Here is a 26,024-nt window from a genome sequence, read left to right on the forward strand (position 1 = left end):
GATAAGCGCAGCGCCATCCAACACCAGCCTCATCCCGGCAATTTCTGGCGACAAACCTTCAACACCAACTGCCGCAACCATTGATGCGCGGGGTCGGCTTCCGAACGTGGATGCCACATCAACGACACCGTAATCTCATTGGTTTTCACCGGCAACTCAAAAACAAACAATCTCGCTTCCCCTGAGTTCCCATTCAATCCAGGCTGATTTAACAAAAACGTCGCCGGAACCAACGCCACCAAATCAGACGCTTGCGCCACCGCCAGCGCCGCAGGGAAGCCCGGCACCATCGCCACAATCTTGCGTTCTAAATTAAGCTCAGCCAGCAATACATCCACCGGGCCGGTTCCACGTTCATGGCGGGAAACCACCACATGCCCCAACGCAGCATACTTCGCAGCCGTTATTTCCCCATACTGTTCCAGCGAATGCCCTTTCCTGACCACACCAACAAACTTATCGCGATACAGCGTGGTGAGCCGTATTTCCGGCCCCATCTCACCGAGCACGCCGACCTCAAGGTCAATCAAACCTTCGCGCAAATACTTCGCTGTTTTCTCCGGTTTGGGCATAAAACGCAGTTGCACTAAAGGCGCGACAGCAGCAGCCGCGGCAATCAATGCGGCACCAAAAATCTCGATAAACCCGGCGTTAGTCCGCAGAGTAAAACTGCGCTCAAGCGTGGCAAGATTGAGCGCGCTTGAAGACGGGCGCAGTATCGCCCGCGCTTCAAACACCGCATTTTGCGTGCGCTCACGGATCTCCTCGGCATAAGGTGTCAGCACCATGTTACGCCCGGCGCGCACCAGTAGCGGGTCGCCGGTGGTGGCACGAAGCCGGCTTAACGTGCGGCTCATCGCCGAGGCGCTTAAGCCCAGACGGCGCGCAGCACTCGCCACACTTCCTTCCGCCAGAAGCACATCTAAAGCAATCAGTAAGTTCAGATCGGGTTCATTCATAAAGTAATAGTAACCAGAGAAGGCGTTTGGTGCAGGTTATCAATGCAAATGCTGCGTCTTCCACCACATCTCAGACACCGCTATATTTGCGCCATCAACCTGCGAAAGAGAACTATAACCGATGGCGTTATTTACCGATCAACCCGGCGATGAAGGATTACCAGGCCGCGAGCGCGGCTTAGCAATGGTAGCAGTGATGACTATGGCAGCGATGGTCGTTTTCGATGGCTCGATGATCAACATTGCGCTACCACAAATCGCACGCTCACTTAACGCCTCCGTCGGCGCTACCGTCTGGGTAGCGAACGGTTATTTGTTATCCGCAGCGATGACGCTGGCGATCTTTGCGGCACTTTCCAGCCGTCTTGGGTTCCGTGCCATCTTCACCTTCGGACTCAGCGTTTTTACTCTGGCATCCGTCGGTTGTGCGCTGTCGTCATCACTGGAAATGCTGGTCATTATGCGCGTATTACAAGGTATCGGCGGTGCCGCGACCTTAAGCATTGGCCCGGCAATCCTGCGCTCGGTTTTCCCCAACCGCCTGCTCGGACGCATCCTCGGCCTGAACGCATTACTGATTGGCACCAGCACCGCCATCGCGCCTATTCTGGGTGGAACCTTACTTTCGGTATTGAGTTGGCAATGGCTGTTTGCGATAAATATTCCGTTGGGAATCATGGCTGTGATACTCACTCTGCGCGCGGTTCCCCATAATCCGGCATTAACACGCGAACCGTTTGATTTTGCCGGAGCCGTTTTATCCGCCGTTGCATTAGGTGCGCTGGTGATGGCGGCCGACGCCTTCACCCGTACCAATAACAGCGGTCTGCAACTCGCGATAATGTTCACCTGCACCGCCATTGCGACTGGCCTGGCGTTCATCTGGGTACAGCGACGCGCCACAAAACCGCTGCTCCCGCTCAACATGTTTGCCTCTTCCCGATTCTCGCTGGCAGCGCTCACTTCTTTAGCGTCTTTTGTCAGCCAGGGGATAACTTTTATCGCGCTGCCCTTCCTGTTTCAGAGCGTTTACGGTTACAGCGCGCTGGTTTCGGCACTGCTTTTCACACCGTGGCCCATCGGCATTATTCTGGCCGCACCCCATGCCGGACGTCTTGCCGACCGCTATTCAGCGGCGATCATTTCCACCATTGGCTTGAGCATTTTTGCGGTTGGCCTGGCATTGCTGGCGATGCTCCCGGAACACGCTCAGGCGTGGGATATCTGCCTGCGTAGCCTGTTATGCGGAATCGGTTTTGGCTGCTTCCAAAGCCCGAACAACAGAGAAATGCTCTCCAATGCCTCACGCGAAAACAGCGGCTACGCTTCAGGCGTGCTGGCAATAATGCGCACCTTCGGCCAGTGCCTCGGTGCGGCATTTGTGGGCGTGTTTATGTCGCTTTATGCGCAGAACAGCGCCGTGCAAATCAGCTTGTGGGTAGCCGTCATCGCCACGGTTTTAGCCATCGCGCTGAGCGTGAGCCGGTTGCGGGGATATAAATTAGCGGCAGGGTAAGAGAAAAAACCAGTACAAATTTCTCCCGCCATTTCTCCCGCCATATTGGCGGGAGAACCCTGGTTGTAGGGTAGATAAGCGCAAGCATCCACCCCTTCTACAATCAGACATCGCCAACCAACACCACTTCAATGCCGCCTTTACGCAGCCCTTTCAGGCTCTCTTCAGGAATACCCGCGTCGGTGATCACCATATGGATCCGTTGGGTATCAATGATCTTATGCAGGCTGGAGCGGTTAAATTTCGTGGAGTCCGTTACGACGATTACGCGTTCAGCCACTTCGCACATACGGCGGTTAAGGCGCGCTTCATCTTCGTTATGTGTACTAACACCGCGTTCCAGATCGATGGCATCAACGCCGAGGAATAGCATGTCGAAGTGATAGTTTTGCAGCGATTGATCGGCCTGATCTCCGTAGAATGAAAGCGACTGGCGACGCAAATGCCCACCGGTCATCAGCAATTCCACGCCTTCCGCTTCAAGCAATGCATTCGCCACGTTCAAACCGTTAGTCATGGCGATGACTTCTTTATGGTTGCGCAGGTGGCGTGCAATTTCATAAGTGGTGGTGCCGGAGTCAAGAATAACGCGGTGGCCAGGCTTAATAAGATCCGCAGCCACGCGCGCGATGCTGCGTTTAAGAGAAGTATTCAGAGAGCTTTTATCTTCAACCGTCGGTTCTACCGCCGCCGTCCCTGAATCGCAGACCAGCGCCCCGCCGTAAGCACGCACCGCCACGCCCTGCTTTTCAAGGAAAGCCAGATCGTTACGGATCGTCACCGTCGAAACACCAAAAAATGAAGAGAGATCATTAACCTGCACACTTCCCTGCTGGCGAAGACGCTGAATAATGTGTTCGCGTCTTTCACTTGTACCTGTTACACGCTTGTCCGTTGCTGCGTCGGTATTGCTCATAATAGATCCTTTCATAAAACCTTTCGTTTCATTTCACTTTGCCTATTAACACCTTTCTTTTCGCGGAAAGCAAGCCTTTACATCGCCCGCTGCATTCACTGTCATTGTGTCAAATAGGCTTTCATTATGTTTCTTTTGCGAAACAGATCGCAATTCTATTATCTTTCGTTTTGTTTTTATCGCACGATATACCACTATTAAATGAAACAAATCGAAAGATAAATAGTTCCCCAACTCATACGGAGAGGAAAGTGAAACATTTAACCGCGTTTGTGGCCGACCATAAACAGGATTCACGATGTGGCATTTTTGCCGTTTGTTCCGCTCACCCAATGGTTCTCGAAGCGGCAATGCGCCATGCAAGAGAAGCCAAATCTCTCTTATTGATTGAAGCGACCTCCAACCAGGTCGATCAGAATGGCGGTTACACAGGAAAGACGCCGCAAGACTTCCGCGAGTTTGTCGAGTCAATGGCAGACCAGTATCACTTCCCACGCGAAAACCTGATTCTGGGCGGCGATCACCTTGGCCCAAACCGCTGGCAGGGACTGAACGCAGAAGAAGCCATGCGCAATGCAGATGAGCTGATTCGTTGCTATGTCGCCGCAGGTTTTAAAAAGATCCATCTCGATTGCAGTATGTCCTGCGCTGATGACCCAGTGCCGTTGACCGATACTATTGTTGCGATGCGCGCCGCAAGACTGGCGAAAATTGCCGAACAAACCTGTGCTGAGAAATTCGACGAGTCCGATTTAGTTTACGTTATTGGCACTGAAGTTCCGGTGCCTGGCGGCGCACACGAAACGCTGGCGGAATTAGCGGTGACAACACCGCAGGCTGCAAAAGCCACGCTGGAAGCTCACCGCCACGCTTTTGAATTACAAGGTTTAAGCGATATCTGGCCACGTATTATTGGGCTGGTCGTTCAGCCTGGCGTTGAGTTCGACCACACGCAGGTTATCGATTATCAGCCGGAGAAATCACTTTTCCTGAGCCAGATGATTGAAGCGTTCGACACCCTGGTATTTGAAGCGCATTCCACCGATTACCAGACCCCGCAGGCATTGCAGCAACTGGTTCAGAACCACTTTGCGATTCTGAAAGTCGGCCCGGCGCTGACCTTTGCACTGCGTGAAGCGCTATTTTCACTGGCCGCTATCGAGCATGAGCTACGCCCGGCACATAAATGCTCAGGGCTGCGGGAAGTGCTGGAAAACGTCATGCTCGAGCAACCTGAATACTGGAAACACCATTATCACGGCAATACCAGCGACTGCCGTCTTGCACGTGGCTACAGCTTCTCTGACCGCGTCCGCTATTACTGGCCGGATCGTGACATTGATGAAGCATATTCAAACCTCGTTACTAATCTGGCCGGTGAATCTATTCCTTTGCCGCTCATCAGTCAGTATCTGCCACTTCAATACGCTAAGGTCCGTGAAGGAAAAATCGCGGCCACGCCGCATGAGCTGATTATCGACCATATCCAGGACGTGTTGCACCAGTACCATTGTGCCTGTCTGGGCACACAAAAATCTCCATTAACACAATGATAATAAGAGGATAAAAACATGCCAAACATTGTATTAAGCCGCATTGATGAGCGACTGATTCACGGCCAGGTAGGCGTTCAATGGGTCGGATTTTCCGGAGCAAACCTCGTCCTCGTCGCTAACGACGAAGTTGCCGAAGATACGGTACAGCAAAATTTGATGGAGATGGTTCTGGCGGAAGGAATTGCCGTGCGTTTCTGGTCGCTGCAAAAAGTTATCGACAATATTCACCGCGCAGCCGACCGCCAGAAGATCCTTCTGGTTTGCAAAAACCCTAATGATTTTCTGACGTTAGTAAAAGGTGATGTGCCTGTTTCGCGGATCAACGTCGGCAACATGCACTACGCAGAAGGCAAAAAACAAATCGCGAAAACCGTCTCTATAGATGACCAGGATATTGCTGCTTTTGATGGTCTACAAAAGGCCGGAGTGGAATGTTTTGTTCAGGGTGTGCCGACGGAATCCGCGCAGGATCTCTACAAACTCCTCTGAGGGATTTTCTATGGAAATTAGCTTATTACAGGCATTAGCGTTGGGTATTCTGGCCTTTATTGCGGGTCTGGATATGTTCAACGGCCTGACGCACATGCACCGCCCGGTCGTCCTGGGGCCACTGGTTGGCTTGATTCTTGGCGATCTTCATACCGGTATTTTGTGTGGCGGTACGCTGGAACTGGTGTGGATGGGCCTTGCACCACTAGCAGGCGCACAGCCACCCAACGTGATTATCGGCACTATTGTTGGCACCACATTTGCCATCACAACGGGTGTAAAACCTGAAGTCGCCGTCGGTGTTGCGGTGCCGTTCGCCGTGGCCGTGCAAATGGGGATTACCTTCCTGTTCTCAATCATGTCCGGCGTGATGGCGCGCTGCGATCGAATGGCGGCCAACGCCGACACCGATGGCATTGAGCGCGTGAATTATCTGGCATTGCTCGCGCTCGGTATCTTCTATTTCTTGTGCGCCTTCCTGCCTATTTATTTCGGCGCGGAACACGCCAAAACCGCCATCGACTTGCTACCTGCTCGCCTGATTGACGGCCTCGGCGTGGCGGGTGGCATCATGCCAGCTATCGGTTTTGCCGTGTTGCTGAAAATCATGATGAAGAATGTCTACATTCCTTATTTCATTCTCGGCTTTGTGGCTGCCGCCTGGCTGAAACTACCCGTGCTGGCGATTGCCGCCGCCGCATTAGCTATGGCGCTGATTGATTTCTTACGCAAAGACCCGGCACCGCAGCAACCTACACACGTCAAGCAAGAGGAATTTGAAGATGGGATCTAACGAACAGACTCTGCCAGGCGTTAACGTCGCTGACACCGCCGAGGTCGATAAAAATGACAATGTCTATGAAGATCAGCGCATTGGTGCAGAACTGACTAAGCAGGATATTAACCGTGTGGCATGGCGTTCCATGCTGTTACAGGCGTCCTTTAACTATGAACGTATGCAGGCATCCGGCTGGCTTTACGGTTTGTTGCCCGCGCTGAAAAAAATCCATACCAACAAAAACGACCTGGCTCGCGCCATGAAAGGTCACATGGGATTCTTCAATACTCACCCATTCCTCGTGACCTTTGTTATCGGCATTATCCTGGCGATGGAGCGCTCAAAGCAGGATGTGAATAGCATCCAGAGCACGAAAATTGCCGTCGGTGCGCCGCTGGGCGGGATTGGCGACGCCATGTTCTGGCTGACCCTGCTGCCTATTTGCGGCGGTATCGGGGCAAGCCTGGCCTTACAAGGTTCGATACTTGGCGCAGTTATCTTCATCGTACTGTTTAACGTCGTGCATCTCGGCCTGCGTTTTGGCCTGGCACATTACGCTTACCGCATGGGTGTGGCCGCCATCCCACTGATTAAAGCCAACACTCGCAAAGTCGGCCATGCCGCGTCTATTGTGGGGATGACGGTGATTGGCGCACTGGTCGCAACCTACGTTCGCCTCTCTACCACGCTTGAAATCACCGCGGGCGATGCGGTGGTGAAACTGCAAACCGATGTTATCGACAAACTGATGCCGGCATTTTTGCCACTGGTTTATACCCTGTGCATGTATGCGCTGGTGCGCCGCGGCTGGAGCCCACTGCGCCTTATCGGTATCACGGTCGTTCTGGGTGTTGTCGGGAAGTTTGCCCACTTCCTGTAAATGAGTCCCTGTAAGCGAGATAAAACAATATGTTAAGTATTATTCTCAGCGGTCACGGTGGCTTTGCCACCGGGCTGGAAAAAGCGATGAAGCAGATCCTCGGTGAGCAGGAACAATTTATCGCCATTGATTTCCCTGAAACCTCTTCAACAGCACTCCTGACGGCGCAGTTTGAAGAAGCGATCGGTGCACTAGATGAAAGCGAAGGTCTGGTATTTTTAACCGATTTGCTCGGCGGCACACCGTTCCGCGTGGCTTCGACCATGGCGTTAGAGCAGCCAGGGCGTGAAGTCATTACCGGCATCAACCTGCAACTGCTGCTGGAAATGGTGCTGGAGCGCGACGGCCTGAGCAGCAAAGAGTTCCGTCTTCAGGCGCTGGAATGCGGCCATCGTGGGCTAACCAGCCTGGTCGATGAAATGGGGCGTTACCGTGAAGCGCAGGCGGTTGAGGAAGGAATATGACCACGCTGCTGCGCGCCAGACGTGTTCTGACCGAACAAGGCTGGCGGGACGATCACCAGTTACGCATTGAAAACGAAACGATTGTCGCCATTGAGCCGATTCCTGTCGGCACCCTGGCGCGTGAGGCTGAACTGCTTTGCCCGGCTTACATCGACATTCATGTTCACGGTGGTGATGGGGTTGATGTGATGGATGACGACCCCGGCGTCCTCGAGCGACTGGCAATACACAAAGCCCGTGAAGGTGTGGGTGGCTGGCTGCCCACCACCGTTACCGCCCCGCTTGCGGATATCGAGCGGGCATTGCAGCGAATCGCGCAGCGCTATTATCACGGCGGGCCTGGAGCCAGTGTACTGGGCAGCTATCTTGAAGGGCCGTATTTTACACCGCAGAACAAAGGCGCTCATCCGCCAGAATTGTTCCGCGAATTAGATATTGCCGAGCTGGACAGGTTGATAGAGGTGTCGCAAAACACCTTGCGGGTGGTTGCGCTGGCACCGGAAAAACCCGCAGCGCTGGAAGCCATCAAGCATCTGAAAAGTCGTGATGTGCGCGTGATGCTTGGTCACAGTGCCGCCAGTTATGAAGAAACACTAATGGCGTTTGATGCCGGAGCCGACGGGCTGGTGCATTGCTTTAACGGCATGACGGGCCTGCACCATCGTAATCCTGGCATGGTGGGAGCGGGTTTAAGCGATAAACGTGCATGGCTGGAACTGATTGCCGATGGGCACCATGTTCACCCCGCGGTAATGAATATTTGTTGTCACTGCGCGAAATCGCAAATCGTGCTGATTACCGATGCCATGAGTGCCGCCGGAATGCCAGATGGCGACTATTCGATTTGTGGCCATCCGGTGACCATGCAAAATGGAATTGTGAGAACGGGAAGCGGCGGGCTTGCCGGAAGCACGCTCTCGCTTGATGCGGCGGTGCGCAATCTGGTCAACAGCGCTGGCGTTGCCGCTGAGGATGCCATCCATATGGCTTCGCTGCATCCTGCAAAAATGCTCGGTCTGGAGAACTCACTTGGCTCTCTGGCGGTGGGAAAACGCGCCAATCTGAATGCGCTTAACCCGCAGCTTTTACTGCAAAACATCTGGATTAACGGCCAGGCTGTCCTCCTGTAGTTCTTTCGTTGTGCTCCGTTTTGGTCTGCTACCCACCCCGCAGCAGACCTTTCTTTTCCTTTCGATTATATTCGCACATATTATTTCATTCTAATAAATTACCATTTAAATCAACTAACTAATCAAAAACACTGTCTTCAGGGATCACATTTTTCGTTTTATTGTTTTTCTTACATTGACCTTTCGTTTTCTTTTCTATAGATTTTATTTAAGCATGAAGTTGAGTAAATGAAACAAAACGAAAGATTGTCCTGTACTGCTTTGTGCTACTTCCGATGATCTTGCACTGCTAAGGACTGAGTTATGAGCGAAACCCAATCTGCCTGTCTTTCCGGCACATCAACCTGGACTGAAAAAGAGATCCGCCAACAACCGGCAAGCTGGATCCAGTCACTAAAAAATATTGGCCATCAACGTAGCAACATCGACGCGTTCCTGGCGCCTTTGTTACAAAACACCTCATTAAAAATCATCCTGACGGGTGCAGGAACCTCCGCATTTATTGGCGACATTATTACGCCATGGCTTTCGCGCCACACCGGGAAAAACTTTGTTGCCGTGCCAACCACCGACCTCGTGACCAATCCGGTGGACTATTTAACCGAGCAAGAGCCGACGCTACTGGTTTCGTTTGCACGCTCAGGCAACAGCCCGGAAAGCGTGGCGGCGGTCGATTTAGTCAACCAGGTCGTGAAGGATTGTTACCATCTGGTCATCACCTGTAACGAAGCCGGCAGCCTGTATCAAAACGCGGCGACCAGTGGCAATTCGCTGGCATTGTTGATGCCACCAGAAACCCACGACCGCGGTTTCGCGATGACCAGCAGCATTACCACCATGATGGCGAGTTGCCTTGCGATGTTTGCGCCCGATGTCATCAACAGCGCCACTTTCCAGGATGTTGCCGAACGCTGTGAGCAAATTATTGCCTCGCAATGTGACCTTAGCGAAAGCGTGTTTGGCGACCTGCCTTTCAAACGTGTCGTGTACCTCGGCAGTGGGGGTTTACAAGGTGTGGCACGAGAATCCGCGCTGAAAGTTCTGGAGCTAACGGCAGGAAAATTAGCCGCGTTTTATGACTCCCCAACGGGTTTCCGCCACGGTCCAAAATCGCTGGTCAATAACGAAACGTTAGTCGTGGTCTTTGTCTCAAGCCACCCGTACACACGCCAGTACGATCTCGATTTACTGGCTGAACTGCGCCGTGATCAACAGGCGCTGCGCGTTGTGGCTATCTGCGCTTCACCGTGTCCAGAAGTCGAAGCCGGGCCGCACATCTGGCTGCCCCCTTCCCGCGATTTTATCGATGTCGAGCAGGCTTTCTGCTTCCTGATGTATGCCCAGATTTTCGCACTGACCGAATCAATCAAAGCAGGCATTACCCCTGACACGCCATCTGCCACCGGCACGGTTAACCGTGTTGTGAAAGGTGTGATTATTCATCCGTGGAAAGGCTGAGAGGATTACAACATGAGTATTATTTCCACTAAATATCTTCTGCAAGATGCGCAGGCCCGAGGCTACGCCGTACCTGCGTTTAATATTCATAACGCCGAAACTATCCAGGCGATTCTGGAAGTCTGCAAAGAGATGCAGTCTCCGGTCATTCTTGCGGGCACGCCAGGCACCTTTAAACATATTGCGTTTGAAGAGATCTACGCGCTGTGCAAAGCCTACTCCGAAAGCTACGACATGCCGCTGGCGCTGCATCTGGATCACCATGAATCGCTGGCCGATATCAGCCGCAAGGTGAATGCTGGCGTGCGCAGCGCCATGATTGACGGCAGTCACTTCCCCCTGGCAGAAAACGTACGGCTGGTGAAGTCAGTGGTCGATTTTTGCCACCGTAGCGATTGCAGCGTCGAAGCCGAATTAGGTCGCCTTGGTGGGGTGGAAGACGATATGGATGTGGATGAAGAAAGCGCTTTCCTCACCGATCCGCAAGAAGCACGCCGCTTTGTTGAGCTCACCGGGATCGACAGCCTGGCGGTTGCCATCGGCACTGCCCATGGCCTTTATACCAAACGCCCAAAAATCGATTTCCAGCGCCTGGCTGAAATTCGCGAAGTGGTGGATATTCCGTTAGTTCTGCACGGTGCCAGTGATGTTCCGGATGAATATGTCAGACGTGCCATTGAGTTGGGCGTGTGCAAAGTGAATGTTGCTACCGAATTAAAAATCGCCTTTGCCGCAGCGGTTAAAAAATGGTTTGCCGAAAATCCGGAAGGCAATGATCCCCGCTATTACATGCGTGTCGGAATGGACGCCATGAAAGAGGTGGTAAGAAGTAAAATTAACGTCTGTAAGTCCTACAGTAAATTACAATTAATATCAGTTGATTAATTCTATATTCAAAATATTTTAAAAAAAACAAAAAGAACACACCTCAAATATATCAAAGGTCATGGTTAACTCTTCATGACCTTGTCACTATACTGATTGAAATTAAGGAGTACCCTATATGACCAAGGACAAGTCGTTCAAATCCAGCTTGTGGGAATTCTTCCAAAGTCTCGGTAAAACTTTTATGTTCCCAGTATCCCTGCTCGCTTTTATGGGATTATTATTAGGTGTTGGTAGTTCAGTAACAAGCCCCTCCACAATTAAAAGCTTTCCATTTCTCGGTGGTGAATTTACTCAATTAGTATTTGGTTTTATTAGTATGGTTGGTGGGTTTGCATTTACCTATTTACCAGTAATGTTTGCCATAGCCATTCCATTTGGGATGGCCAAAAGAAATAAAGCAGTTGGTGCCTTTTCAGGTTTTGTCGGATATATGCTGATGAATATGAGCATAAATTATTATCTGAGCGCCACCCACCAACTCGCTGACGCTGCAACAATGAAACAAGTCGGTCAATCTATGGTGCTCGGGATCCAGACGCTGGAAATGGGTGTGCTGGGTGGCATTGTGGTGGGCGTCATTACCTATTTTCTGCATGAACGATTTCAGGACACCGTACTGCACGATGCTTTCGCTTTTTTTAGCGGTATCCGTTTTGTCCCGATCATTACTTCATTAACGCTTTCTCTGGTCGGCCTGTTTATTCCAATACTCTGGACCTATGTAGCAATGGGTATTGCAGGTATTGGCCATATCATTCAAAGCACCGATGTTTTTGGGCCGTTCTTGTATGGCGTAGGCGTGCTTTTATTGAAACCATTTGGTCTTCATCATATCTTGCTGGCCATGGTCCGTTTTACACCAGCGGGTGGGACAGAATTTATAAATGGTCAGGAAATCGCTGGCGCATTAAACATTTTCTATGCAGAGCTTAAAGCCGGTTTGCCTTTTAGCCCCCATGTCACCGCTTTCTTATCACAAGGGTTTATGCCGACCTTTATTTTCGGTTTACCCGCCGTAGCCTTTGCTATATACAGGACAGCAAAACCAGAAAATCGCCATATTATTAAAGGCCTGCTCATATCTGGTGTATTGGTTTCCGTAATAACCGGTATCTCCGAACCGATTGAGTTTCTATTTCTGTTTATTGCCTCCGCACTGTATGTATTCCATATCGTCATGTCTGGGTTAGCACTGATGGTAATGGCATTGCTAGGCGTAACTATCGGTAACACGGATGGGGGGATTCTGGATTTACTGATTTTCGGCGTAATGCAGGGAATGTCCACAAAATGGTATTTAGTCTTCCCAGTCGGCATTATCTGGTTTGCTACATATTTCTTTGTCTTCCGTTGGTATATCCTCAAACACGATATTAAAACCCCTGGCCGCGAAGATAACACAGAGAACACATCCCAATCGGTTACTGCAAATGCCAAAGCTCGCGGAAAGTCAAAATATGATCATGGCGTTATTCTGGCGGCATTAGGTGGCAAGGAAAATATCGAATCTCTTGATAATTGTATTACTCGCTTACGTCTGGTTGTAAAAGATATGACCAGGGTTAATAAACAACAGTTAAAAGAAGCAGGAGCACTGTCGGTTGTCGTACTCGATGCTCATAGTGTTCAGGTCATCATCGGGCCGCAGGTGCAAACCGTAAAAACTGGCATTGAAGCCTTAATATAATAGAGGAGTCACTATGTTCGATTTTGATAAGATCATTGAGCGTAAAAACGATAAATGTCGGAAATGGGATCATCGGTTCGTCTGTTCACGATTCGGTGAAGTCCCTGAAGACTTTATCCCTTTATGGATTGCCGATATGGATTTCAGTGCTCCGCCTGCGGTAATTGAAGGGTTCCAGCGCATCGTGCAGCACGGTACTTTCGGCTACACATCTTGCTTTGATGAATTTTACGACGCGGTGATAACTTTCCAGCGCGAAAGCCATCATGTTGCGGTAGAACGCGACTGGATTACGCTTACTTATGGCACCGTATCAACGTTACATTATGCCGTGCAAGCCTTCTGCCAACAGGGCGATTGCGTAATGATGAATACGCCGGTATATGATCCTTTTGCTATGGCGGCTCAGCGTCAGGGAGTGAGTGTTCTGGCAAACCCGCTCAAAATAGAACATGGTCGCTATATCATTGATTTTTCTTTAGTCGAAGACCAGATAATAACCCATCGGCCCAAAATGTGGTTTTTCTGCTCCCCACATAATCCTTCGGGCCGGATCTGGAACAAAGAAGAAATACGTCAGGTTTCCGATCTGTGTAAACGCCACGGCGTTATCCTCGTGGTCGACGAGGTACATGCTGAACATCTTCTGGAAGGTAAATTTATCAGCTGCCTGGCATCAGGCTGTACCGAACTGGACAATCTTATTTTGCTCACTTCGCCAAACAAAGCATTTAACTTAGGTGGCCTGAAAACATCTTATTCCATTATTCCGGATAAAACGTTGAGGAAAAGATTCCGCCAGCAGTTGGAAAAAAATTCAATTACCTCTCCCAATATATTTGGTATATGGGGACTTATTCTTGCTTACCAGCACGGAAGACCCTGGTTGAATGAACTCAATGTTTACCTGCGCAACAACGCTCAATTTCTTACTGATGCGGTAGTCCTGCATTTTCCTCAATGGAAAATGATGACTCCTGAATCCTCATATCTGGCCTGGATTGATGTAAGCGAAAGCACAATGAGTGCAACGCAATGGGTTAACCATTTCGCCCACCACGCTGGAGTCATTATTGAGGATGGTAGCCATTACGTACAGAACGGTGAAAATTATATACGTATTAATTTTGGCACCCAGCGGTATTGGTTGGAACAGGCAATAGACCGTATGCGCAAACAATACGATTATCAACGTCACAGTTAAAAAAGGGTTTGGCGAAAACCCGAAAGGCAACGATCCCCGCTATGACATACAGTTGGAAATAGATGCCATGATTAAAGATGCTGAGTAGCCAGAAGGCGAAGATAGATTGTTGAGGTTCACAAAATACAATTGCTGGTAGCGGGTGCAGACAAACCTGTTTTCCTGGTCGGGTAACCGTAAACGTTACCCGACCAGGAATTAATCAGCCGCTCGTTCAGCCACCAGCACGATACCCCGGCGGGATTCATCGGGCGCAAGACTCCAGATTTCTGACTCGGGAATACTTTCACAGTCGTAACGAGTGCGTTCACCGTCATAAGGGTAAAAACGCCCGCTTTCCGTATCAAGGATAAATACATCAATTTTTTTAGACACCCTGGCGATGCGTTTCCAGATATTCTGACCGCCAATATATTGATCATGATCGCTCATCAGGATCAGTCCCTTTTCAACGATCAAATGCTCATAAAGCGTTGTCGCTACTCGGGTATCTTGCACAGATCTATCAACCACAACACCCTCAACCTGCAAAACTGCTTTAGATTCCCAATAGCGCTTAACCGCCAGAATAGATTCATTCTGGTTCGTGCTTTTACGCGGAATCAAATCCAGTTTAGCGGCGACAAGATGGCGCAATTCACCATTTTCTTCCTGTGAGGGTTCTGCATAAACAATTGCCGCAGCCGTTTTATCTTTTCGCAGCACAATCAATGCAGGCACACCAAGAATATCGGTAGTGCCGGACACATCAAATGCTCGCTCAAGAGCGGAAGGGCTATAGCTGATAGGGTAAAGAATCATGTTTGAATCTCCCTGATACAACACCGGCATAATTTGCTCATCCTGAACAGACTAAAGTATGAGCAAACTACCATCGCTTATTAAAACCATACTAACAATAGTGATACCTGTAACAAGAGAGTGCGAGGCTTCTCGAAAAACGTTACTTCTCGCTGTTTTCTAACGCATATTTATACAGCGCATTTTTCTTCACGCCGTGAATTTCAGCCGCCAGAGCCGCTGCTTTTTTCAGTGGCAGTTCGGTTTGCAACAGTGCCAACGTGCGCAGTGCATCGGCTGGCAATGCGTCATCGGCTGGCGCTTTAAAGCCTTCGACGATCAGTACCATTTCACCTTTACGGCGGTTTTCGTCTTCTTTAACCCACGCCGCCAGCTCACCAATCGGCGCGCCGTGAATCGATTCCCAGGTCTTGGTCAACTCACGCGCCAGCACCACATAGCGCGATTCACCGAGCACAGCGCAGATATCGTCTAAACTATCGAGCAGGCGATGTGTAGACTCGTAGAAGATAAGCGTACGCGGTTCTTGCTCAATCGCTTTGAGTGCGTCGCGACGGCCTTTAGATTTGGCAGGCAGAAAACCTTCATAGCAGAAGCGGTCGGAAGGTAAACCCGCCGCGCTTAATGCAGCAATGGCGGCACATGGGCCTGGCAACGGAACCACGCGAATACCCGCTTCGCGACAAGTTCGTACCAAATGATAACCAGGGTCGTTAATTAATGGCGTTCCTGCATCAGAAACTAACGCAATGCTTTGCCCTTCTTTTAGCTTAGCCAGCAAAGTTTCTGATTTTTGTTGCTCGTTATGATCGTGCAATGCGAACAATCGCGCATTAATGGCGAAATGTTGCAGCAGTAAACCGGTATGGCGAGTATCTTCAGCGGCAATCAGGTCAACGCTTTGCAACACGGTTAACGCCCGCTGTGTGATATCGCCGAGGTTACCGATGGGTGTCGGAACGATGTAGAGCGTGCTGGCAGAAATAGCCGCCGATTCGAGTTGTTTCATTGTTTCATCCGTATTGCCGATTTAATATTGAACACTGAGATAAAAATTACACTGGATACAGAATGGTACCGTCTAAATTTATTCGTTCTAAAGCCGGGCGCTGTCTGCCGGTTGTGCTGGCCGCGCTGTTCTTTGCCGGCTGTACTACTACTAAAGCACCAGACCAGTCGACCGCGCATATGCAGGGCGAAGCGACTGCCGATTCAGCGTATTACCTGCAGCAAATGCAGCAGAGCGCTGATGATAGCAAGACCACCTGGCAATTACTCGCCATTCATGCGCTGGTAAAAGAAGGTAAAACTCAGCAAGCCGTTGATCTCTACAACCAGCTACCCAAAGAGATGAATGACGAACAGCGTCGTGAACAACAGCTGCTGGTGCCTGAAATCAGAGTCGCGCAGAAAGATTACGCCGCCGCGAACGCCGCGCTCGCCAAAATCAATCCGGCAGAATTGAGCAAAAACCAGCAGGCCCGCTATTACCAGTCTGTTATCGACGCCAGCCAGAATCGTGCGTCGCTGGAGCTGCTGCGTGCTTATATTGCCCAGGAGCCTATCTTGACCGGCCCTGCGCATCAGAAAAATATCGACGGTACCTGGCAGGCATTATCTCAGATGACGCCAGAGCAGATGAATTCACTGGTCATCAATGCTGACGAAAACACGCTGCAAGGTTGGCTGGATCTGCAACGCGTGTGGAATGACAACCGTAACGATCCTGAAATGCTGAAAGCCGGTATTAAAGACTGGCAAACGCGTTACCCGCAGAATCCGGGTGCAAAAACGCTGCCGACTCAGTTAAGCAATATGCAGAACTACAAAGCGGCTTCGACGAACAAAATTGCCCTTCTGCTGCCATTAAGCGGCCAGGCGGCGGTTTTTGGTCGCACGATTCAACAAGGTTTTGAAGCGGCGAAAAACATGGGTTCGGCTCCGGTGGCGCAATCTACGGCTCCTGCCACAACTCCAGATACCAACGCACAACCTGTCGATACCACCCAGGCTGCCTTACCGCAGCCAACTGATGCCAACATGGTGGCGAGCCCGTCAGCCGCATCGGTTGATGACTTAACGCAACAGCCAGCGGCAGATGCTGCACAACCAACGCCAGTGCCGCAATCTGCACCGCAAGTACAATCAGCAGCAACGGCTCCAGCGAATCCATCCGCTGAAATCAAAGTCTACGACACCACCACGCAGCCACTGGCACAGATACTGGCGCAAGCCCAGCAAGATGGCGCGACTATCGTTGTCGGCCCGTTGTTGAAAAACAATGTCGATGAGTTAGCAAACAGCACTTCGCCACTGAACATTTTGGCGCTCAACCAGCCAGAGAAAGTGCAGAATCGTGCCAATATCTGTTACTTCGCACTGTCGCCAGAAGATGAAGCCCGTGATGCAGCTGGCCATATCTGGCAACAAGGCCATCGTGCACCGCTGTTATTGGTCCCGCGCAATGCGCTGGGTGATCGCGTCACTAAGGCCTTCGCTGAAGAATGGATGAAGTTAGGTGGCGGTACTGTTCTGCAACAGAAATTTGGCTCCGTTGCCGAACTCAAACAAGGCATTAATAGCGGTTCTGGCATCGCATTAACAGGTTCTCCAGTCACCCCAGCATCCGCTCAACCGGAAGGTGTGACCATCGGCGGGCTGACTATCCCACCACCACCGACTGACGCACAAATTACCGCAGGCACCTCCGGCGGCGTTGATGCAGCTTATATCGTGGCAACGCCAGATGAAGTCGCGTTGATCAAACCGATGATTGCCATGCGTACCGGAAGCCGCAGTCCAGCGCAACTGTATGCCAGCTCGCGCAGCTCACAGGGCGTGAACGGCCCGGATTTCCGTCTGGAAATGGATGGTTTGCAGTTCAGTGAAATCCCAATGCTTGCCGGTAACAACCCGTCGATGATGCAGCAGGCGCTGAGCAACGTGCATAACGATTACTCGCTGGCGCGTCTGTACGCGATGGGTGTCGATGCCTGGTCTCTGGCAAATCACTTCTCGCAAATCCGCCAGGTACCGGGTTATCAGGTCAATGGCAACACAGGTACGCTGTCTTCAAATCCAGATTGTGTCATTAACAGGAAGTTAAATTGGCTGCAATTCAGTCAGGGTCAAATCGTTCCAGCGTCCTGACACGTCAACAAACTGGCGCGCGCTACGAATTAGCGGCGCGCCATTTTCTTGAACGCAAAGGACTGCGTTTCATGGCCGCCAACGTGCATTCTCGCGGTGGCGAAATCGACCTCATCATGCGACACGGCACCGTTATCGTCTTTGTGGAAGTACGCTACCGGCGCTCTAACCACTTTGGTGATGCCGCCGCCAGCGTCACACCACGTAAGCAACAAAAGTTATTACAAGCTGCCCGGTATTGGCTAGCCGGCACATCAGGAAGTTTTGATACTGTGGATTGCCGTTTCGATGTGTTAGCCTTCACCGGCAATGAAATAGAGTGGTTAACCAACGCGTTCACCGCAGATTTTTAAAGTAACCAGGTAAATAAACGTGCTCGAAAGAATCAAAGCCTGCTTCACGGAAAGTATTCAAACCCAGATTGCCGCAGCTGAAGCTCTGCCAGATGCTATCTCCCGTGCAGCAATGACACTGGTTCAGTCACTGCTCAATGGCAATAAAATTCTGTGCTGTGGTAACGGCACCTCTGCGGCTAACGCCCAGCACTTTGCCGCCAGTATGATCAACCGCTTTGAAACCGAGCGCCCGAGTTTACCTGCCATTGCACTTAACGCCGATAATGTGGTCTTAACCGCTATCACAAATGATCGTTTACACGATGAAGTGTATGCGAAACAAGTACGTGCGCTTGGTCATACCGGCGACATCCTGCTCGCGATTTCAACCCGCGGCAACAGTCGTGATATCGTCAAAGCGGTAGAAGCCGCCGTGACGCGTGATATGACTATCGTGGCATTGACTGGCTATGACGGCGGGGAGTTGGCTGGTTTATTAGGGCCACAGGATGTTGAAATTCGCATCCCTTCTCATCGCAGCGCGCGCATTCAGGAAATGCACATGTTGACGGTAAACTGCTTGTGCGATCTGATTGATAATACGTTATTCCCTCACCAGGACGATTAAGGAGTACAGATGAAGGCCTATAAGCCACTTGCAGTCCTTATTACTGCGTTACTTCTACAAGGTTGTGTTGCTGCTGCAGTAGTGGGTACCGCTGCTGTCGCCACGAAAACTGCGACAGATCCGCGCACAGTCGGTACTCAGGTTGACGATGGCACGCTGGAGCTGAACGTCAGTAGCGCTCTGAACAAAGACGCACAAATCAAGAAAGAAGCACGAATTAATGTCTCTACCTATCAGGGCAAAGTCCTGTTAGTCGGCCAGGCACCAAATACTGAACTCGCAGCCCGAGCCAAACAAATTGCGCTGGGCGTTGATGGCACCACCGAGGTGTACAACGAAATCCGCCAAATGGCGCCAATCGGCCTGGGTACAGCTTCATCAGATACCTGGATTACCACTAAAGTGCGTTCGCAATTGCTGGCAAGCGACCAGGTGAAATCAACCAGTGTGAAAGTCACGACAGAGAATAGCGAAGTGTTCTTGTTAGGTCTGGTGACCGAGCGGGAAGCCAAGGCTGCGGCAGATATTGCCAGCCGGGTTAGTGACGTTAAGCATGTGACGACTGCGTTTACGATTCTGAAGTAATTTCTGCCCTCACCCTAACCCTCTCCCCCAGGAGAGGGAATTTCCCCGCTAAAACCGGCTCAAACAATCCATCGCCACCGCTTTAAACTCCTCAAAATTCTTGCTATCACGCAGCCTCGGCATCGCCCTTTCACGCAGGAAAGTGACAAAAAGATCGTAAATCGCCATCGCCTCCTCGTACTCGCTTTTACTGATTGCCAGTAAGAAAATGACGTGTGCTGTTTCATCGCCCCAACTGATGCCCTGCGGCGCAAGCACGGTATAGACCACGGTTTTATTCGCCATCAGCCCCAATGAGTGCGGAAGCGCGATGCCCTCGCCCAACACGGTACTAACAATCGCTTCGCGTTCGACCACTGACGGATAAAACTCTGCTCCGACAACGCCTTCTTGCTCAAGCTGCTGGCAGAGCGTGCGGAACAACTCCTGCTGTGTCATTGGCTCGTCAATCACCCGGAAATGGCTGGCATCGAAGAATTTATCCAGCATGTACGGGCGCGTTCTGTCCACCAGCACCAGCTTACCCAACTGTTCGAGCTGGTACTCCGTCGGGAACGGGGCGACGACCACGGTAGGCTTTGCTTTATCGGTAACTCTGGCGGTAGAGATAACAAAATCTTCCTCAACGCTTTCGAGCTGTTCGTAGTCGCGTAGCGAAATGATACGTCTGACCTCGATTTGCGGATATTTGCGCAGCAACATTGCCTGAATCATGCGCACCGTGGAATTACCGGTATCGCAAACCAGCAGCACTCGCGGGTTACGCTGATAGCCAATGTTGTAGTGGCGCTCCAGCCCGACACCGATATGCAGCACCAGGAAACCAATTTCGTTTTCGCTGATCACAAAAGGCGTGTACTTCCCCCAACTCGACACCGCCGCCAGCGTCATGTCATACGCCATGGGATAGTGCTGTTTGATGTTGCCAAGCAGCGGGTTAGGGATGTTTATCTGATAACGCACGCGGGTGATCATAGTTTTGATATGCGTGAGCAAATCCGCGTGTAACTGCTTATCACTCAGTAGGTTGTAGTTATAGTTGTTGTTGATAAAACTCAGAATATAGTTCACCAGCGCTTCGTCATCGTCGGCACTAATGGCGCTCGGAGCTACTTCTTGTACCTGACGTGAAGCGATATGCACTTGCAGCCACTGTTCTTCAGCTTCAGAGAGCGGTTTACCGGCCAGCGTCTGTAACAACGCGGTGATTTGCCGCGCGGCTTCACGTACCGCTTCGTCGACATCGTCGGCGCTAAACTCCGGCAATGGGTAGCCTTCGCTAATACGACGCACTGCAACAGCACAGTACAAACGAATAAACTGCTCACCTTCATCCGTCAGCCGGATTCGACAGCGCGTAAAACAGTTGTGTAGTTCCGCTGCCAGTTGTTCTGGCACCCCAGCATTCAATGCTTCTTCGGTTAACAGCGGGTTGTCGCTGTCTTCCTGGCTCAATTGCCAGAGCAGTTCAGTAAGGCAGGCGCGCACCGACATTTCACTACCAAACAACTTCATACCGTGGCGCGGACGAGTTTCAATTACCAGGTTGTAGCGCGCCAGCCATTCACGCACTTCTGCCATATCACTTTGCAACGTCGCGCGGCTCACAAACCACTCGTCGGCCAGGTCTTCGAGTTTTAAAGAGAATGCAGAGGTCAGGAAGCGCGCCACCAGATAATGCACCCGCTCAGGCGAGTTACGCGGAATACGCAACTGGCGCGAAGGCTGCTGCACCAGCGCCTGATAGAGGGCTGTATCGGCAATATTGAGTTGGTAGCCTGCGCCGCGATTCAGAACAAATTGCGCACCATGCCCGGCCATCAGCGCATTTAAGGCGGTAATGTCAGTGCGCACCGTGCGAGTAGAAACAGATAAGCGCCGCGCCAGTTCATCCTGGGGCAGCGTTTCGTTTTGTAGCATCTCAAACAATTGGGCCAGACGTTGGTTCGGGAATCTCACTGCCGTTTCCTTTCGTTAAAAGATACTTTCCATTATGGCTGAGAGTTAACGAATGTGGCGCCCTAACCCTCTCCCCCAGGAGAGGGGGACTGTCCGGTATTCTCCCTCTCCCTCAGGGAGAGGGCCGGGGTGAGGGTGGTGTTAGCCAACCAACTTCTTCGTCATCTCCAGCAAGGTACGCACATCTTGCGGACGCGTATTGCCGCTCGCTTTATCAATAATCGAGCTGTAAATATGCGGAATGATTTTGCGGACACCCGCGTCCAGCGCGATCTTGAGGATCTCCTCGTAGTTTTCGAGATCAATACCGCCGGTTGGTTCGAGCCAGAAATCATGCTTCGCACAAGCAGCAGCAACCGCTACAAACTCCTCGCGGCATTCCAGACCACCCATTGGGAAATATTTGATTGAGCTGCCGCCCATATCTTTCAGCAATTTAATCGCGGTTTCGACAGGCACAATGCCGTCCGGTGCGCCCGAACTCAGCGGGCCGGTGGAGATTTTCACCATGCCAACCGTGCCGGTTGGCGAAACCAGGCCATTGACCACGCTTTCGCTTTGCCCAAGCAGCGCACGCGAAGTGCCAACCCCGGTAAACACCTGGTTTACGTGCTGCGGTTGTACCTGACGGGAGATTTCACTGACCATCGCCGACTGGTTCGGATCGCCCGCGCCAAGGCCAACAGACAGTGCATTTTCAATCAATGCCGCATACTCACGCATGTCCGCAACGGCACTAGCAATATCGGGATAGTTTTTGGAAAGTACCCCGACTAAGACATGGCCTTCTGCCGCGTCATAAATCTCTTTAGCGTTCTCTTTCGAACCCGCCAGCACATTCAGGCAAACACGATCACGGTAAAAATTCGGGGCTAATTTCATGCCTGTTTCTCCTTGCTGACCAACGCTTTAATGCAGTGATAAACAATTTCTAACTGCTGTGGGCTAACGCTGCGTACATCAGCTTCAATAATGCCTTCGTTGGCTTTGTAGCCACGGAAGAAAATCGCATACTCGCCTTGCTTAAGCGCACTCACCAGTTCACTGGTGCTGGTACCAATCACCGCTTCGTCGAACTTGATTTCCGTACGCGCAATATCACGGCCAGCGGCGTCCCACACCACGCGCGCGCTGATGCCATCAAGGGTGTTGAGGTTGTCGATAAATGGCGACATTTTTTCCACCATTTGCGCCCCGCTCTCTTTAGCCGCCGTTAAATAGTGTTCAATGGCGCAGGTCAAACCGAGGATGCCTTCTTTGCCCACTTTCATGGCACGACCAATGCCGCCGGTTTGCAGTTTCACCCACTCAACATATTGCGCCTTGCCAATCACCAGCCCGCTGGTTGGCCCTTCAATGGCTTTGGCACCGCTATAAATCACCAGATCCGCACCCGCACGGTAGTAGCACTGCAAATCTTCTTCGGCAGCCGCATCAACAATCAGTGGTAAGTTATGTTTGCGGGCTACCACAGCGGCTTGCTCCACACTGAGCATGCTTTTCTGCACTGAGTGGTGCGATTTGATATACAGAATGGCAGCGGTGCGCGGGGAAATCGCCGCAGCGAGTTGATCGGCCGAACATTCGTTGGCGTAACCCGCTTCCACAACTTTGCCACCACCGAGATTGACCATGGTGCCAACCGGTGCGCCGAAGTTCACATTGTGGCCCTTTGGCAGCACGATCTCGTTGTTCTCTAGTGGTGCAGCGTGCAGGTTTTCAATCAGCCAGGCGTTGTCTTTCACCAGTACCGCCGCTACGGACAGTGCGATTCCCGCCGAGGCACAAGAGACTACCGTCGCCCCTTCCACTTCCAGCAGATTTGCGATGTAGTCCCCGGTTTTGTTCACCAGGTCTTTCATCTCAAAATAATGATTCATACCATTAGTGACCGCATCGACCACTTCCGCACGCGGGGTAGAAACACCGAGCGCCGTCATACGGCCAGATGCGTTAATCACTTGTTTTAGATTGTATTTTTCATAAATCGAAGACATGTTCTTCTTCCCCTTGTTCGGTTGTAAACCACTGACCGGCGCGAACGACGGCCAATGCGACCAGCAACTGCTCACCTGCGAGCGTCTGATCTTCGGAATCGGTAAATACTGTCGGCTGGCGGCGTTTGGCAAAGATAGTCAGATCACCATCGAGGCCAACCGTCAAACGCCCTTTATTTGCCAGGCGCAGGCCATCGGCGGCATGAGAGGTAACACAATCAATCACTTGTGGCAGCGACATGCCTATCGAGAGGAATTTTGACATCACCACCGCCAGGCTATGTACCGGGCCATTGATGCGGTTGCGGCAGTAAATATCGGAGCTGATAGTGTGTGGCAAAATCCCTTTGCTGATGGCGATTTTCGCCACTTCAAAGCTGAAACTCGCGGTGCCGTGGCCGACATCCAGACGCACGCCGCGCGCAATCGCACTGGCAATCGAGGCGCGTAATTCGCCTGCTGGCGTCAGAATGCGGTTAGGTTTGCCATTGTAGCAATGGGTGATGATATCGCCCGTGGTCAGTAAATCGGTGATTTCATCGAGATCCGGCGGGTTGTTGCCAATGTGCACCATCAGCGGCAGATCACCGTTTTCACGCTGGATTTCTTTGGCACGTTGCAGTGGTTTAATGCCGTTGGCCCCCACCACGCTGCTGCTCATACGCGCTTTAATGCCGACGATAAAACCCTCATGGCGCTGTAGCGCATCACGCACCGCAGCTTTGTCGATATTCGCCATGTCTGACAGTTCGTTTTGCGCAATCAACCCAACGCGGGAGATGTTCAGTATCGCGTAAACCTCTGTCACCGCCTTGCGCGTTAACGCGTAAAAGTCGTCAATATCGTCAGCGCCAGTACTTCCGGCATCCACCACGGTTGTCACGCCAGTGTTGATGCCGATGCTGTCGGGTTCGTCGTGATAAATCGGGGATTTTTGGTAGCAGTGAACGTGAGAATCAATCCAGCCTGCGCTGACGTAATACTCGCCGTTGAGCTGGCGTTCTTCCTTTGCCTCGCCGCTGAACTCACCCAGCGCGGCAATTTTTCCATCCTTCAACGCGATGTCGATAACCGTATCGTCCACCAGACACGCATTGCGCAGGATTAAATCAAACATGGTTTTCTCCTTACTGGCGGATGGCGCGTTGCTTATCCGCCCTACGAATGATGTTGTAGGGTGGATAAGCGCAGCGTCATCCACCACTGGGCTACAAAGCAATCGGGAAGAACGCCCCCAGGAGCATCGCACCCAAAATTGCACCACCGGTGATCGGCTTGTTCCACAGGTAAAACAGCAGAGAACCCACCAGCGAACCGATACCGATTGGAATAGATGCGGTCATCGCACTGAGGATAATCAACGGCCCCAGGAAGCGACCGGAGGCATTACCCGCGCCCATCATCACGTCTGCGCCGTAGGTGGAATTGCTTTGGTTGATGGTGAATTTACGCGCCAGAATAATCACATAACCAATCGCCACGCCAATCGCCAGCCCCGTCACCAGTGATGCGGCAAAGTTGGCTACCGGGAAGACAATCCCCGCGCCCAGCAACAGAGCTGGCACACCTAGCCCGACACCGGTTTGAATCGCGCCGCCGATATCCAGAATACCGACCAGCGAACCTTCAATAATGCGCGCAAACAGGAAGCTGGCACCGAACGCCGCCACCGCGCCATACACGCCGGTATCAATCCCGGCGCGCAGCATGGAAACAAACGCCACTTCGTTAAATGCGCCGATACCGTACAGGTAGTACATGTGTGTCCCGGCGAACACGCCGGAAGAAAGCAGGCCAACAAAAATTGGGAAAGACCAGTCGGCGTACCAAAAACCTTTATTTTCTTCCATCACAGCTTCCTTATTTTCCGCTCAGCGAGTTGTGAATCAGATCGAGCCAGTTCGGCACGGTCAGATGGAAGGATTCGATCATTTTCATATCGAAGCCACGGAAGAAACCGCTCAGCACAAACAGCGCAACAATCGCCACCATCATCACTTTGGTGACGTGGTTCCAGCCGCTCTCTTCAACACCTTTACCAATCAAGATGCCCAGCACCAGGCCTGGTACGGCGTTGCCCATAATCAGTTGCGCACAGCCGCCGAAAATCGTCGCCCAGAAGCCCGATTTCTTACCGGCATCAATCGCTGCCAGCCAGAAAATGACCGGCATCACGGTGTTAACCAGCAAGTTAGCCGCCGGAACCAGCACTTTTACCGCCGTCACCTGCAATGCCGCAGGAACCGCAGAGGCTGTGGAGTTAAGGAAAGCGACCACAATCATGCCGATGATGCCGCAAGCGAAAGCCATCTTTTTCGGGTCGTGCAGGGTTTGGGCAACGTTACGGTTTTTCAGCATTAACGCGGCCGCACCCCAGTTAGGGATAATGCGGTGGTCAACATCCTGCGTGAAAGCACCCGCAGCAACGGAAGATGCCCAGGCGTTAAAGAAGAAGCCCAGACCAAAAGAGAAGTGTGAAGCCGGATCACCCTCACAAGAGTTTAGTTCACCGAGCGTACGAAATGCGCCCATCCCTTGAGTGGTCGGCGCATGGAACATACGTGCCGCCCCGGCGCCAACACCTACGCCAACCAGGCCGCCGATGATCAGCGATTTTATTAATATAATTAAGAACATCAGTCTG

At 51.6% G+C, this 26,024-nt stretch carries 25 protein-coding genes; 15 read left to right on the plus strand and 10 right to left on the minus strand.

Annotation, left to right across the window (positions count from 1 at the left end):
* Nucleotides 1–29 precede the first annotated feature (29 nt).
* Nucleotides 30–959 carry a LysR family transcriptional regulator gene (locus D8682_RS12740; RefSeq protein ID WP_121814424.1) on the minus strand — a complete coding sequence of 310 codons (930 nt, stop codon included), beginning with the start codon at nucleotides 957–959 and terminating at the stop codon, nucleotides 30–32.
* 121 nt (nucleotides 960–1,080) lie between these two features.
* Between D8682_RS12740 and D8682_RS12745 the strand changes: the two genes are divergently transcribed.
* Nucleotides 1,081–2,475, plus strand: a complete 1,395-nt coding sequence (locus tag D8682_RS12745; protein ID WP_121814425.1) for an MFS transporter — start codon at nucleotides 1,081–1,083, stop codon at nucleotides 2,473–2,475.
* Nucleotides 2,476–2,578: 103 nt separating this feature from the next.
* Here the strand turns inward: D8682_RS12745 and D8682_RS12750 are convergent, their stop codons facing one another.
* Nucleotides 2,579–3,391 (minus strand): DeoR family transcriptional regulator, encoded by an 813-nt coding sequence (locus D8682_RS12750; RefSeq protein ID WP_064540462.1) that lies wholly within the window; start codon nucleotides 3,389–3,391, stop codon nucleotides 2,579–2,581.
* Between the two features lie 251 nt (nucleotides 3,392–3,642).
* Between D8682_RS12750 and kbaZ the strand changes: the two genes are divergently transcribed.
* From kbaZ to D8682_RS12800, 10 genes are all read left to right on the plus strand, one after another.
* Nucleotides 3,643–4,944: a tagatose-bisphosphate aldolase subunit KbaZ gene (gene kbaZ / locus D8682_RS12755; protein WP_121814426.1), complete on the plus strand. Its 1,302-nt coding sequence runs from the start codon at nucleotides 3,643–3,645 to the stop codon at nucleotides 4,942–4,944.
* Between the two features lie 18 nt (nucleotides 4,945–4,962).
* Entirely contained in the window at nucleotides 4,963–5,436 is a 474-nt protein-coding gene (gene agaV / locus D8682_RS12760; RefSeq protein ID WP_034492996.1) for a PTS N-acetylgalactosamine transporter subunit IIB, read from the plus strand.
* A gap of 10 nt (nucleotides 5,437–5,446) precedes the next feature.
* Complete coding sequence (agaW, locus tag D8682_RS12765) at nucleotides 5,447–6,229, plus strand: PTS N-acetylgalactosamine transporter subunit IIC (protein ID WP_034492995.1); 783 nt, start codon at nucleotides 5,447–5,449, stop codon at nucleotides 6,227–6,229.
* Nucleotides 6,219–7,094, plus strand: a complete 876-nt coding sequence (gene agaE / locus D8682_RS12770; protein WP_064540468.1) for a PTS N-acetylgalactosamine transporter subunit IID — start codon at nucleotides 6,219–6,221, stop codon at nucleotides 7,092–7,094. Before agaW ends, agaE begins: the two co-directional genes overlap by 11 nt.
* A gap of 29 nt (nucleotides 7,095–7,123) precedes the next feature.
* Nucleotides 7,124–7,558 carry a PTS galactosamine/N-acetylgalactosamine transporter subunit IIA gene (agaF, locus tag D8682_RS12775; RefSeq protein WP_064540471.1) on the plus strand — a complete coding sequence of 145 codons (435 nt, stop codon included), beginning with the start codon at nucleotides 7,124–7,126 and terminating at the stop codon, nucleotides 7,556–7,558.
* A complete protein-coding gene (gene nagA, locus D8682_RS12780; RefSeq protein ID WP_121814427.1) occupies nucleotides 7,555–8,688 on the plus strand; it encodes an N-acetylglucosamine-6-phosphate deacetylase in 1,134 nt (377 codons plus the stop codon). The genes agaF and nagA overlap by 4 nt, the downstream gene beginning before the upstream one ends.
* A 303-nt stretch (nucleotides 8,689–8,991) precedes the next feature.
* Complete coding sequence (locus D8682_RS12785; RefSeq protein WP_121814428.1) at nucleotides 8,992–10,146, plus strand: SIS domain-containing protein; 1,155 nt, start codon at nucleotides 8,992–8,994, stop codon at nucleotides 10,144–10,146.
* Between the two features lie 12 nt (nucleotides 10,147–10,158).
* Nucleotides 10,159–11,031, plus strand: a complete 873-nt coding sequence (gene kbaY / locus D8682_RS12790; protein WP_121814429.1) for a tagatose-bisphosphate aldolase subunit KbaY — start codon at nucleotides 10,159–10,161, stop codon at nucleotides 11,029–11,031.
* 118 nt (nucleotides 11,032–11,149) lie between these two features.
* The gene (gene malX / locus D8682_RS12795; RefSeq protein WP_121814430.1) at nucleotides 11,150–12,721 is read left to right on the plus strand and encodes a maltose/glucose-specific PTS transporter subunit IIBC; all 1,572 of its coding nucleotides are present in this window, start codon (nucleotides 11,150–11,152) and stop codon (nucleotides 12,719–12,721) included.
* A 13-nt stretch (nucleotides 12,722–12,734) separates the two neighbouring features.
* The gene (locus D8682_RS12800; protein ID WP_121814431.1) at nucleotides 12,735–13,925 is read left to right on the plus strand and encodes a MalY/PatB family protein; all 1,191 of its coding nucleotides are present in this window, start codon (nucleotides 12,735–12,737) and stop codon (nucleotides 13,923–13,925) included.
* 198 nt (nucleotides 13,926–14,123) lie between these two features.
* On the opposite strand, the gene D8682_RS12805 is transcribed toward D8682_RS12800, so the two are convergent.
* A complete protein-coding gene (locus D8682_RS12805) occupies nucleotides 14,124–14,726 on the minus strand; it encodes a hypothetical protein (RefSeq protein ID WP_162303017.1) in 603 nt (200 codons plus the stop codon).
* 142 nt (nucleotides 14,727–14,868) lie between these two features.
* Nucleotides 14,869–15,735: a 16S rRNA (cytidine(1402)-2'-O)-methyltransferase gene (gene rsmI, locus D8682_RS12810; RefSeq protein ID WP_064540497.1), complete on the minus strand. Its 867-nt coding sequence runs from the start codon at nucleotides 15,733–15,735 to the stop codon at nucleotides 14,869–14,871.
* Between the two features lie 62 nt (nucleotides 15,736–15,797).
* On the opposite strand from rsmI, the gene D8682_RS12815 reads away from it, so the two are divergent.
* The 4 genes from D8682_RS12815 to dolP are packed head-to-tail and all read left to right on the plus strand — an operon-like array spanning nucleotide 15,798 to nucleotide 19,424.
* Nucleotides 15,798–17,876 (plus strand): penicillin-binding protein activator, encoded by a 2,079-nt coding sequence (locus D8682_RS12815; protein ID WP_121814433.1) that lies wholly within the window; start codon nucleotides 15,798–15,800, stop codon nucleotides 17,874–17,876.
* Complete coding sequence (locus tag D8682_RS12820; protein ID WP_121814434.1) at nucleotides 17,834–18,229, plus strand: YraN family protein; 396 nt, start codon at nucleotides 17,834–17,836, stop codon at nucleotides 18,227–18,229. The genes D8682_RS12815 and D8682_RS12820 overlap by 43 nt, the downstream gene beginning before the upstream one ends.
* Before the next feature lie 19 nt (nucleotides 18,230–18,248).
* A complete protein-coding gene (diaA, locus tag D8682_RS12825; RefSeq protein ID WP_064540507.1) occupies nucleotides 18,249–18,839 on the plus strand; it encodes a DnaA initiator-associating protein DiaA in 591 nt (196 codons plus the stop codon).
* Between the two features lie 9 nt (nucleotides 18,840–18,848).
* Nucleotides 18,849–19,424, plus strand: a complete 576-nt coding sequence (gene dolP / locus D8682_RS12830; protein WP_064540510.1) for a division/outer membrane stress-associated lipid-binding lipoprotein — start codon at nucleotides 18,849–18,851, stop codon at nucleotides 19,422–19,424.
* A 48-nt stretch (nucleotides 19,425–19,472) separates the two neighbouring features.
* Here dolP and D8682_RS12835 read toward each other — a convergent pair whose 3' ends face one another.
* From D8682_RS12835 to D8682_RS12860, 6 genes are all read right to left on the minus strand, one after another.
* A complete protein-coding gene (locus D8682_RS12835) occupies nucleotides 19,473–21,383 on the minus strand; it encodes a transcription antiterminator (protein WP_121814435.1) in 1,911 nt (636 codons plus the stop codon).
* A 141-nt stretch (nucleotides 21,384–21,524) separates the two neighbouring features.
* Entirely contained in the window at nucleotides 21,525–22,265 is a 741-nt protein-coding gene (locus D8682_RS12840) for a KDGP aldolase family protein (RefSeq protein WP_064540515.1), read from the minus strand.
* Nucleotides 22,262–23,380 carry a DgaE family pyridoxal phosphate-dependent ammonia lyase gene (locus tag D8682_RS12845; protein WP_064540518.1) on the minus strand — a complete coding sequence of 373 codons (1,119 nt, stop codon included), beginning with the start codon at nucleotides 23,378–23,380 and terminating at the stop codon, nucleotides 22,262–22,264. Before D8682_RS12845 ends, D8682_RS12840 begins: the two co-directional genes overlap by 4 nt.
* A complete protein-coding gene (locus tag D8682_RS12850) occupies nucleotides 23,364–24,497 on the minus strand; it encodes an amidohydrolase/deacetylase family metallohydrolase (RefSeq protein WP_064540521.1) in 1,134 nt (377 codons plus the stop codon). Before D8682_RS12850 ends, D8682_RS12845 begins: the two co-directional genes overlap by 17 nt.
* A gap of 91 nt (nucleotides 24,498–24,588) precedes the next feature.
* Complete coding sequence (locus tag D8682_RS12855) at nucleotides 24,589–25,230, minus strand: DUF4310 family protein (protein WP_064540524.1); 642 nt, start codon at nucleotides 25,228–25,230, stop codon at nucleotides 24,589–24,591.
* Nucleotides 25,231–25,240: 10 nt separating this feature from the next.
* Nucleotides 25,241–26,017, minus strand: coding sequence for a DUF4311 domain-containing protein (locus D8682_RS12860; protein ID WP_064540527.1), 777 nt, complete (start codon nucleotides 26,015–26,017; stop codon nucleotides 25,241–25,243).
* Between the last annotated feature and the right edge of the window lie 7 nt (nucleotides 26,018–26,024).

The sequence above is a fragment of the Buttiauxella sp. 3AFRM03 genome (assembly GCF_003675305.1).
Taxonomy (GTDB): Bacteria; Pseudomonadota; Gammaproteobacteria; order Enterobacterales; family Enterobacteriaceae; genus Buttiauxella; species Buttiauxella ferragutiae.

Bases quoted from the DNA above. Each gene is read 5' to 3' on its own strand.
- D8682_RS12840 (WP_064540515.1), bottom strand. From the start codon at position 22,265: ATGAAATTAGCCCCGAATTTTTACCGTGATCGTGTTTGCCTGAATGTG.
- agaV (WP_034492996.1), top strand. From the start codon at position 4,963: ATGCCAAACATTGTATTAAGCCGCATTGATGAGCGACTGATTCACGGC.
- D8682_RS12855 (WP_064540524.1), bottom strand. From the start codon at position 25,230: ATGGAAGAAAATAAAGGTTTTTGGTACGCCGACTGGTCTTTCCCAATT.
- agaE (WP_064540468.1), top strand. From the start codon at position 6,219: ATGGGATCTAACGAACAGACTCTGCCAGGCGTTAACGTCGCTGACACC.
- nagA (WP_121814427.1), top strand. From the start codon at position 7,555: ATGACCACGCTGCTGCGCGCCAGACGTGTTCTGACCGAACAAGGCTGG.
- D8682_RS12815 (WP_121814433.1), top strand. From the start codon at position 15,798: ATGGTACCGTCTAAATTTATTCGTTCTAAAGCCGGGCGCTGTCTGCCG.
- D8682_RS12850 (WP_064540521.1), bottom strand. From the start codon at position 24,497: ATGTTTGATTTAATCCTGCGCAATGCGTGTCTGGTGGACGATACGGTT.
- D8682_RS12785 (WP_121814428.1), top strand. From the start codon at position 8,992: ATGAGCGAAACCCAATCTGCCTGTCTTTCCGGCACATCAACCTGGACT.
- D8682_RS12740 (WP_121814424.1), bottom strand. From the start codon at position 959: ATGAATGAACCCGATCTGAACTTACTGATTGCTTTAGATGTGCTTCTG.
- D8682_RS12860 (WP_064540527.1), bottom strand. From the start codon at position 26,017: ATGTTCTTAATTATATTAATAAAATCGCTGATCATCGGCGGCCTGGTT.
- D8682_RS12805 (WP_162303017.1), bottom strand. From the start codon at position 14,726: ATGATTCTTTACCCTATCAGCTATAGCCCTTCCGCTCTTGAGCGAGCA.
- D8682_RS12750 (WP_064540462.1), bottom strand. From the start codon at position 3,391: ATGAGCAATACCGACGCAGCAACGGACAAGCGTGTAACAGGTACAAGT.
- D8682_RS12845 (WP_064540518.1), bottom strand. From the start codon at position 23,380: ATGTCTTCGATTTATGAAAAATACAATCTAAAACAAGTGATTAACGCA.
- agaW (WP_034492995.1), top strand. From the start codon at position 5,447: ATGGAAATTAGCTTATTACAGGCATTAGCGTTGGGTATTCTGGCCTTT.
- kbaY (WP_121814429.1), top strand. From the start codon at position 10,159: ATGAGTATTATTTCCACTAAATATCTTCTGCAAGATGCGCAGGCCCGA.
- D8682_RS12745 (WP_121814425.1), top strand. From the start codon at position 1,081: ATGGCGTTATTTACCGATCAACCCGGCGATGAAGGATTACCAGGCCGC.
- D8682_RS12800 (WP_121814431.1), top strand. From the start codon at position 12,735: ATGTTCGATTTTGATAAGATCATTGAGCGTAAAAACGATAAATGTCGG.
- dolP (WP_064540510.1), top strand. From the start codon at position 18,849: ATGAAGGCCTATAAGCCACTTGCAGTCCTTATTACTGCGTTACTTCTA.
- rsmI (WP_064540497.1), bottom strand. From the start codon at position 15,735: ATGAAACAACTCGAATCGGCGGCTATTTCTGCCAGCACGCTCTACATC.
- agaF (WP_064540471.1), top strand. From the start codon at position 7,124: ATGTTAAGTATTATTCTCAGCGGTCACGGTGGCTTTGCCACCGGGCTG.
- malX (WP_121814430.1), top strand. From the start codon at position 11,150: ATGACCAAGGACAAGTCGTTCAAATCCAGCTTGTGGGAATTCTTCCAA.